Genomic DNA, 7,905 nt, shown 5'->3' with positions numbered 1-7,905 from the left:
CGGCCTAGTTTCAATTGCCGGGCGTCGTGCGTTCATCGGGCGCCGGCCAATCCTGGACCTGGTTCGTTTCGGACGCACCTGAAGTCTTGGCCCAGCATGCGCTTGATCCCCTTGAGCGTATTGGTTCCCAGTGGGGGCTGGTCCCTTGGGCCGGGCTGCGGGCGGGGCGGCCGATGGAGTCCAAGGGGCTGACCAATGGGGCCGGTCGTTCGGGCGTTGGGTAGTCTGGCTGCGCGCCATTTGGGTTGCCCAGTAGGCGGGCCTGACGCCGGAACCCCTGACTATGGGCGCGGTCGGTTTCCTGGCCCTGGTCGCCAACGTCGCTGTTGCCCTGATGCTATTCCGGTTTCGAAGTGGTGATTCGGACATGCGCTCGGTCTGGCTGTGCAGCCGCAACGACGCCATTGGTAACGTCGCGGTGATGGTAGCCGCCCTGGGCGTGTTTGGCACGGGCACCGCATGGCCGGATCTGGCGGTGGCCGGCATCATGGGCACCCTGGCGATGACATCCGGCATCAGTGTGGTACGTCACGCCCGCAGCGACATTGCCGCCGCTCGCAGTGCCAATCCCCAGCCCGTATCGGCGGGCACCGGCAGCCGTTAGAACGCGAGCGAAATCATCACCGGAATGAAGGCGAGTGCAAACAGGGTGGTAAGCAATACGGTGCCCGCCGCCTGCCTCGGCGATATATCCAGCATGGTGGCTATGACCACCGTGTTGGCCGCGATCGGGGTAATGGAAATCAGGAAAATGGCCTTGTGCACGGCCGGCTCGTAGATGCCCAGAACGTTGGCATCCAGCCACCAGAACAGGATGGCCACCGCCGGCCAGACGACAAACTTGCCGAAGAACGCCAGCCCGGTGAAGCGGATATTGCCCGCCAGCCCCCGGAAACTGGTGATGCCTCATGCCGATGATCATCATTCCCAGAATGCTGTAGGCCCCACGAAGGTTATCAAACAACGGCTGGAACAGGTCCGGGATGCGGATTCCGGACAGGTTCAGTAACACCGCCGCCAGGAAGGCGTACACCGACGGCAGCTTCACCACCCGCCACAGGGCCGATTTCAGGTCATGCCGGCCCCGGGCCGCAAGGTAAAAGCCCACCGAATTTTCGAACAGGGTGGTGCCGAGCATGCACACGATGTAGAGCCCGAGGCCCTCCTCGCCAAACAGCAGCAACGCCACCGGCACCCCGAAATAGCCAGTGTTTCCCGAACCCACGCACAATGGAATCAGGCTGGCACTGCCATCAGTGATCACCCGTTGCGCCAGTTTCAGCTGGACAATACCAAGAACACAGGACAACCCGAACGCAGGAACGGCAGAAAAATGACTTCCGGTGACAGCGGCGCCGCCATCACCCCGGAAAACACCACCGATGGCGTGACGATGTACAGCATGATGCCGGCGATATGCTTGCCACTGGCGTCCAGATAACGTCCCGCCACCCAGCCAAGTGCGACGGTCACATACAGGGGAATGAGCTTGAAAAACAACGCCAGCGCGGCAGCCATGAACGCTCCAGACAGGAACTATTTATAGGACCGAGTTATCGGGCCAAGCTGGCAAGTGTACCCAGAAAACGATCAGCAATAAAAAAGGGCAGCAAGGTGGCCCCTGCTGCCCAATAAATGCTTAACGCTCAACGCTTTCAGTGATTTCGAGGCGAGCGGAGAAATTGCCAGCGCCTTCGAAGTCAACATATCTACGAGAGCCCTGAGACGATCGGATCAGCCTGAACGCAGATTTTTTTCATTTGTGTCATTCAATCTCCCTTAAAATGGTCACAAATTGTTCACCCGGAAAGTTTGCGTACACTTGTACGCTCAAGTATTTTAGCGCCATGTCGACCAACGGATATTCTGCAATGAGCACCTAATACCTTTTACAGTGGGATATTTGGCATCTTGGCTAGTAGCAGCAATCCAAGGATCGGCGTTAATTTTTGCTAGTCTTGTTTGAAACGTCTTTGCTAATCCCGATAAATTTGACGATCTTTGTTGGCTAATTTCTGCCAAACATTCCCCTAACGTCATCGCTCCTAATGCTGCTACAGTCATACCTTGTCCGTAAATTGGAGTAAACGAACACACTGCATCTCCCAAAACGACAAACCTTTCTGGCTGTCGAGTAAGCTGTTCATAATGACGTAGCCGATTTCCAGGTGGATGATAGATGTCAATAGGTGTAGCTGGTTCTGCTTGTTTAACTGCGTTGTAAATAATTGGTGATGGCAGTTGTTCCAGTGCCGACATAAAAGCATTTTCATCTTTTGAAGGACGCTTAGGAGTCGTATCGCAAATCCCGACAATCCAACGATTATTTTCTATAGGATAAAGTACTCCCATTGCAGTTCGCTGAGGAGGAGCAGCTTGTATATAAGCTCCTTTCCAATCTTCTTGAAAGTCATCAGGAATTTCATACAGACGACTAGCATATCCCATACCCGTTGTAATCCTGGTTTCTTCTGGAGCATCATAACCCAACATTTTTAACCACTGAGGAGCATTAGAACTATAGCCACTAGCATCGACCACAAAATCGGCTGCTAAGGTTTGTTCTATTTTTTTTCCAGTACCGTCTCTTTGTTTAAATTTAACTCCTGATACACCTCTATTGTTCTGACTGGGAACTAATTCTGTTGCGTAAGCCTGTTCTTGAAAATTGATACCATCAATTGCTATTAATCTTTGATAAATTAGCCAATCCAAAATATAGCGACTGAAAGACAAAGCCATAAATCCTGATGGGAAACGATTACTCCAGCCAAAAGGGTTGAACCATTTGACATCTCCCACCATATCAACGGTTGCTGCTCCTTGGGCAATCAGCTCGTCATAAATACCAGGAAATAGTTCTTCCATAATCTGACGACCTCGCGCGAGCAAAATATGAAGCTGGGTACACTGGGAAATTCCTTTGCGCGGTTCTGGTTGAGAAGGAAAACGATCTCGTTCGATTATCGTTACTCGTTCAAAGTAATTAGTCAAAATTTTGGCTGTTAAAAGTCCTGCAATGCTGCCCCCAATAACTATGGCGCGATCGCCTAAAATTGTAGATTTTGTACTCATAGAAGAAGCTCTGGATAGTTTTGTTGATAATTAATTAAATATTTAATTCATAATAGCGAACAACTCGATTATTTGGTTCAACTGTTAACGAATTTTTTTAAACTTTCTTCAGCAATTCATCATCTCTACGAAGGTAAAGTGCGGTTCTAAGAACTGAAGATGTTGATTAAGACCAAACATAAGCTTGCTTGTAGGAGGCATCGACAGATGAAGGCAGAAACTCACGATTTATCGCGGGTAGTTCATTTTATTACTGAGTTGGATATGATAGTTATAGTTTAATATTGGGGTGAACGGCTTCTGTGGCGAAAGCAAAACAGTCAGCTAAAGTAAAAGGAACACGCGATGCTGACTTAACTAAAAAACTAATTTTAGATGCTGCTGAAGTTGAGTTTGCCAAGCAAGGTTTAAAAGGTACGAGAGTAGATCGGATTGCTAAAGCAGCAGGAGTAGCCTCTCGTATGATTTATTATTACTTTGAAAGTAAAGAAGGTCTTTATAAAACAGTTTTGCAGCGTCCAGCAGATGATATTTCTCGAACTATTCAAGATTCTAATTTAGACGGATTATCGCCTGACAAGGCTTTAGCTAACTTACTCAAAGCTGCAATTTCTTATGAAATTAACCATCGTTATCGAGGAATGCTTTTGTTTCAAGAGGCAAATCAGAACCAAGGTAAGTATTTCAAGCTTACTAATTGGGAAATGGGAATTACTATGGTGGAGCAAATACTTCAAAGAGGTATCGATGAAGGCGTATTCCGACCTTTGGATACCTATATGACAACCTTGCAGATTATTGGTAGTTGCGTGTTTTATGCTAACGCTCACGAAAATTTGAAACATCTTACTCCAGAGCAAGATTTATTAAGCCAAGAAATGATTGAGCGATATACAGAGTCGGCGATTCAACTAATGCTCGGTGGTGTGCTTAGAGTAGCATGAAGACTATAACGTTTCTGCCAGCCGAAATAGATTGGTTTTAGAAGTTTTATCGTACAACCAACCTTCTGGGCGAGAGGCTTGAGCCGAAAATCGTTGTCTAACACGAAGCTCATACTCTCGCAATTTGGGAAAAGGATCTAAGATCAAACCTCTTCGCATTAAGTAGGCAAGTACTGGGTAAAAAGAGCAATCAGCAAGGGTGAATAAGTCGCTGGCAATAAAGGTATGTTTTTCAGCTCGTTTCTCCCAAAGGTTGAGATCGAATATAACGGCTGCTAACGCGTTTTTAATCTCTTCTTTTTCGGGATTACTCATTTCTGAAGGCTTCTTGAGAAACAGATTTTCCATCGGCTCATAGGCGCAGGCAAATGTCTCTGCTTCTTGAATCCAAGCGATCGCATTCGCATACTCTTGCCAATTTTTTTGCGGAGGCAGCAGCGAAGATTCAGGATAACGCAACTCAAGATAGTGCAGTATTGCCAATGATTCGTTAATTTTAGTATTGTCAGGTTCAATCAGTAGTGGAGTTTGACCTCTGGGATTTAATGCCAAAAACTCAGGCGTTTTGGTTTCTCGCGGAGAACGCATCACAAATAATCGCTTGGTTACAAACGACAAGTCTTTTTCATTTAGCGCAATTAATACCCTCCAACTGGGTATCGATCCGTTAACAATATAAACTGTTCTTTCTTGATGCATTATCTTCGATCTCCAGATAGCGGGATATAATGTCAGGTTCGTTTGAGCAGTTAAATATTTTGGTTGATAGGGAGACTGGGGGACTAGGAGACGGGGATAATTTTTAATAAAGTAATTATATTATCAGTACTTGATATAAGTTTTACCTTGAGCCCTCAGCAATTCAGTAAGTAACTTCAGTTCATGAGCCAAACTCATTTCTGCCCCAAAAGCCCTCTAAAATTTAAAATATCAAATCCTGGCTGGTAGGAGGTTACATCGAAGCTATTATCGATATTCTCCTCGCGAAAAAGCTTGACCATCCGCTCCGCCTCTTCTTTCTCCTTCGCAAACCGCTCTTCTGGGGAAAGTGTCTCGATCCAGTTCGCTCTAGCATTAGCTTCTGCTCTAGTTTTACTGGGCGCACCAATCCCCCAGACTGCTCCATTATGAGGATCGTAATAAGTGCCGATATATCGCAGCGTTAACGAAATCCGAGGTTCATCCGTCCCTTGAAGTCCCAGCTTCTTGATTCCATGATAGAAGGCTCGATTGCTTTTAAGACTCAACATAAAGAGCGATCCATGAGGTAATGGTAATTTCTGTACGTCTGAACGGCGATCGCTTTTGGTTCTAAATACCATTGTTCGGGTAACGCCAAGAGACACATTGACAATGAACGAAGATTGCCTAACATCGAGGGTTTTATCAGCGTGTTCGCCGATCCAGTCACGACCATTACGATACAGTTGAATTAGGCAATGATTCAATGGATGCCCAATTTTTTGTTCGACTTCTTGACGAATCAAGTCAACCGTTGGAGTCCAATTCATTAACGGGGGTTGTTCGTCTGCTGGATGTCTGTATAGTGGTTCTACACCATCAACCTCTTTTGTACCTTGAAGCGCAATTAAACGGGGTACTGCGCTACCACGATGACTCATTTGATTCCAAGAAATTTCCCGTTCTAAAGTCTCAAATGTATGTTTGTTAATGCAAGACGAAAGGGACGCACAATGTAAGACACTATCACCTGCAATATTAGTCAGTCGAACGGGATTGCCTTCTGAGAGAAGTTCTCCCCAGTGCTTGCTCCCAACACCGAGCTTTAAAAGCGATCGCAGGGCAACCAAATGTTTACCGTGGGTACTGGCAGAAGTGGCTTCTTCTAAAATCTCAACTTGATAGCCAAGCTGAAGGGCTGTCTGTGCTGTGTGAAATATACAGACGTTGGTTGTAACTCCACAGAGGGAAAGTTTAGTAATGTTATTCTCTTGCAGCCATTGATGAAGATTGGTCTGGCAGAAAGCATCGTACCAATGTTTGATAATGTGAATTTCATTATCATTTTTTTTGGCAAATATTTCCTGCAAATCAGCAACAATCTCACTCCCCCAAGAATCTCTAACACAGCAGGGTTTACCAAGGTGGGTTTTGCCCTTTAGTTTTTCTGGGGCTTCAAGATTTTCTCCATAATGAGAAGTAACCCATACAATATGTCGCTGTTGTTGTCTTGCTGCTTGCACTAACCAAGCGATCGCATCGCCAAGTTGTTGTGGTTCAATATGACGCTTAGTAAATGCACCTCCTGGGGTTAGGAAGTCATTTTGTACATCAATGATTAGAAGAGCAGAAAGAGATTTCATCTGTATCCTAGGAGAATCGAGTCTTAGTGAAGCTGTTATATAGTTAATTTTGTATTATATAGTATGACAAAAACCTAAAATGAATAATTCATATTGGCAATGGATTTTGCCGACAAGCATTCGTCGAAAACAACCCAAGTTAGAAGAATGGTTAAAAAATGCCGAACAAAGTAAAATAAGAGCCATCAAAGGTTTTGCTGTTGTTAAAAATGGTGTTACTCTTTCTTGGAGTAATCAGTAGAAAGGAGCTAAAGTCTTGAATTTCAACTTTTTCTGCTTTCTGTTAATAACCATTTAGTGTGCTTTTCCCTTCATTAAAACAGGTTGGAATGGCTCAAAATCGACTTGGCTGCTCAAGGTCATGACACCAGGGCGATTCAAGATTATTTAGGGCATAAAAACATTCACTATATGCCCTAAAGGACTTCCTTCGGTCGCGGAGCGGTATCCTTTAGGACACAATTCGCTATACTCAAATGTCACCTCAAAGATTCGAGAATTTTTGGCTCGATTAGGGTGATGTATTTTATTGATTACAGATGATTTTAACAATGAAACAGCCATCAACTAACTGCATTTTTTCTGAAGTATCGTCAGAATACGCTACATATCGAGCAAGCTACTCACAGTTTGCTATTGACAAAATTTTAGAAGGTTTGGACAACCCATCGCAACTCGTCACAGTCGATATAGGAGCAGGAACGGGGATAGGCTCTCGTCAATTAGCTGAAAGAGGGCTAAAAGTTATAGCGATTGAACCAGACTTAGCAATGATTCAAGTTGCTACACCCCATCCCCTCATTGAATTTCAAGAAGGTACAGCAGAAGTAACACAACTTCCAGACAAGACTGCCGATTTAGTGACTTGTTTCACAGCGTTTCACTGGTTTGATTTTGAGCATAGCTTACGAGAGTTCCAACGTATCCTCAAGCCGTCAGGTAAATTAGCTTTGGTATGGAATCATTGGGACACCAGAGACTCCTTTAGTCGTCAATATAAGAAACTCGTGCGTAGGGCTGGTAGACAAGGTAAAGCTAGAGTTACCCCTTATGATGATTTCCCATCTGGTTTGGTCAAGGCAGCTCGCATATTACTTCTTTGGAATACATGTTTAATACCCAATTTTCAGAATGTTAGTCGTTATAAATTTGCTCATCAACAGACAGTCGATTTAGCTGAATTGATTGGTTGCGCTAGTTCCTACTCTTTTCCCCTCAAAGAAAAAATTCGTCAACAGCTAGTTACAGACTTAAAAAGTTTAATAGATCGTAATCAAGCGACCCATCGTCTTGTATATAAAACAACTTTATTTTTAGCTGAACCAAAAACAAAAGTATCGTAATTCTTTGGATACAAAAAACTTTGGATGATGAAAATTAGCCTAAGTACCAACCGTTACTTGAGGTAATCATTTTGAAGAAAGTATCTCAACTGATTAACGGGACTTAAACAAAAATTAAGCCCAAACAAAGCCACAACTGGCTTTATAAGCTGCAAATACGTGCCGATTTTGGTTCAGCCATTCGACAAAACGATACGGACATCTCACGATTCTGAGGAG

6 protein-coding genes and 2 pseudogenes are annotated in these 7,905 nt (G+C 44.8%); 4 read left to right on the top strand and 4 right to left on the bottom strand.

Annotated elements, in window-relative coordinates:
* Positions 1-259: 259 nt before the first annotated feature.
* Positions 260-604: pseudogene (locus H1P_RS34650) on the top strand (cation transporter); the annotation flags it as partial.
* Here H1P_RS34650 and H1P_RS39725 read toward each other — a convergent pair.
* Together H1P_RS39725 and H1P_RS34640 are read right to left on the bottom strand one after the other, a co-directional pair.
* Positions 601-1,518: pseudogene (locus tag H1P_RS39725) on the bottom strand (AEC family transporter). The pseudogenes H1P_RS34650 and H1P_RS39725 overlap by 4 nt on opposite strands.
* Positions 1,519-1,839: 321 nt before the next feature.
* Positions 1,840-3,075 carry an FAD-dependent oxidoreductase gene (locus H1P_RS34640; protein ID WP_144876213.1) on the bottom strand — a complete coding sequence of 412 codons (1,236 nt, stop codon included), beginning with the start codon at positions 3,073-3,075 and terminating at the stop codon, positions 1,840-1,842.
* Positions 3,076-3,377: 302 nt separating this feature from the next.
* Between H1P_RS34640 and H1P_RS34635 the strand changes: the two genes are divergently transcribed.
* Positions 3,378-4,019: a TetR/AcrR family transcriptional regulator gene (locus H1P_RS34635; protein WP_144876211.1), complete on the top strand. Its 642-nt coding sequence runs from the start codon at positions 3,378-3,380 to the stop codon at positions 4,017-4,019.
* 3 nt (positions 4,020-4,022) lie between these two features.
* Here H1P_RS34635 and H1P_RS34630 read toward each other — a convergent pair whose 3' ends face one another.
* Together H1P_RS34630 and H1P_RS34625 are read right to left on the bottom strand one after the other, a co-directional pair.
* The gene (locus H1P_RS34630) at positions 4,023-4,718 is read right to left on the bottom strand and encodes a glutathione S-transferase family protein (RefSeq protein WP_144876209.1); all 696 of its coding nucleotides are present in this window, start codon (positions 4,716-4,718) and stop codon (positions 4,023-4,025) included.
* 194 nt (positions 4,719-4,912) lie between these two features.
* Positions 4,913-6,343, bottom strand: coding sequence for an isochorismatase family protein (locus tag H1P_RS34625; RefSeq protein ID WP_144876207.1), 1,431 nt, complete (start codon positions 6,341-6,343; stop codon positions 4,913-4,915).
* A 79-nt stretch (positions 6,344-6,422) separates the two neighbouring features.
* Between H1P_RS34625 and H1P_RS37115 the strand changes: the two genes are divergently transcribed.
* Complete coding sequence (locus tag H1P_RS37115) at positions 6,423-6,584, top strand: hypothetical protein (RefSeq protein WP_186376326.1); 162 nt, start codon at positions 6,423-6,425, stop codon at positions 6,582-6,584.
* A 310-nt stretch (positions 6,585-6,894) separates the two neighbouring features.
* The gene (locus H1P_RS34620) at positions 6,895-7,686 is read left to right on the top strand and encodes a class I SAM-dependent methyltransferase (RefSeq protein WP_222427399.1); all 792 of its coding nucleotides are present in this window, start codon (positions 6,895-6,897) and stop codon (positions 7,684-7,686) included.
* The last annotated feature ends 219 nt before the right edge of the window (positions 7,687-7,905 follow it).

The sequence above is a fragment of the Hyella patelloides LEGE 07179 genome (genome assembly GCF_900659865.1).
Classification (GTDB): Bacteria; Cyanobacteriota; Cyanobacteriia; order Cyanobacteriales; family Xenococcaceae; genus Hyella; species Hyella patelloides.
This window is presented reverse-complemented; position numbering and strand designations above follow the sequence as displayed.

Bases quoted from the DNA above. Each gene is read 5' to 3' on its own strand.
- H1P_RS34640 (WP_144876213.1), bottom strand. From the start codon at position 3,075: ATGAGTACAAAATCTACAATTTTAGGCGATCGCGCCATAGTTATTGGG.
- H1P_RS34630 (WP_144876209.1), bottom strand. From the start codon at position 4,718: ATGCATCAAGAAAGAACAGTTTATATTGTTAACGGATCGATACCCAGT.
- H1P_RS34625 (WP_144876207.1), bottom strand. From the start codon at position 6,343: ATGAAATCTCTTTCTGCTCTTCTAATCATTGATGTACAAAATGACTTC.
- H1P_RS37115 (WP_186376326.1), top strand. From the start codon at position 6,423: ATGAATAATTCATATTGGCAATGGATTTTGCCGACAAGCATTCGTCGA.
- H1P_RS34620 (WP_222427399.1), top strand. From the start codon at position 6,895: ATGAAACAGCCATCAACTAACTGCATTTTTTCTGAAGTATCGTCAGAA.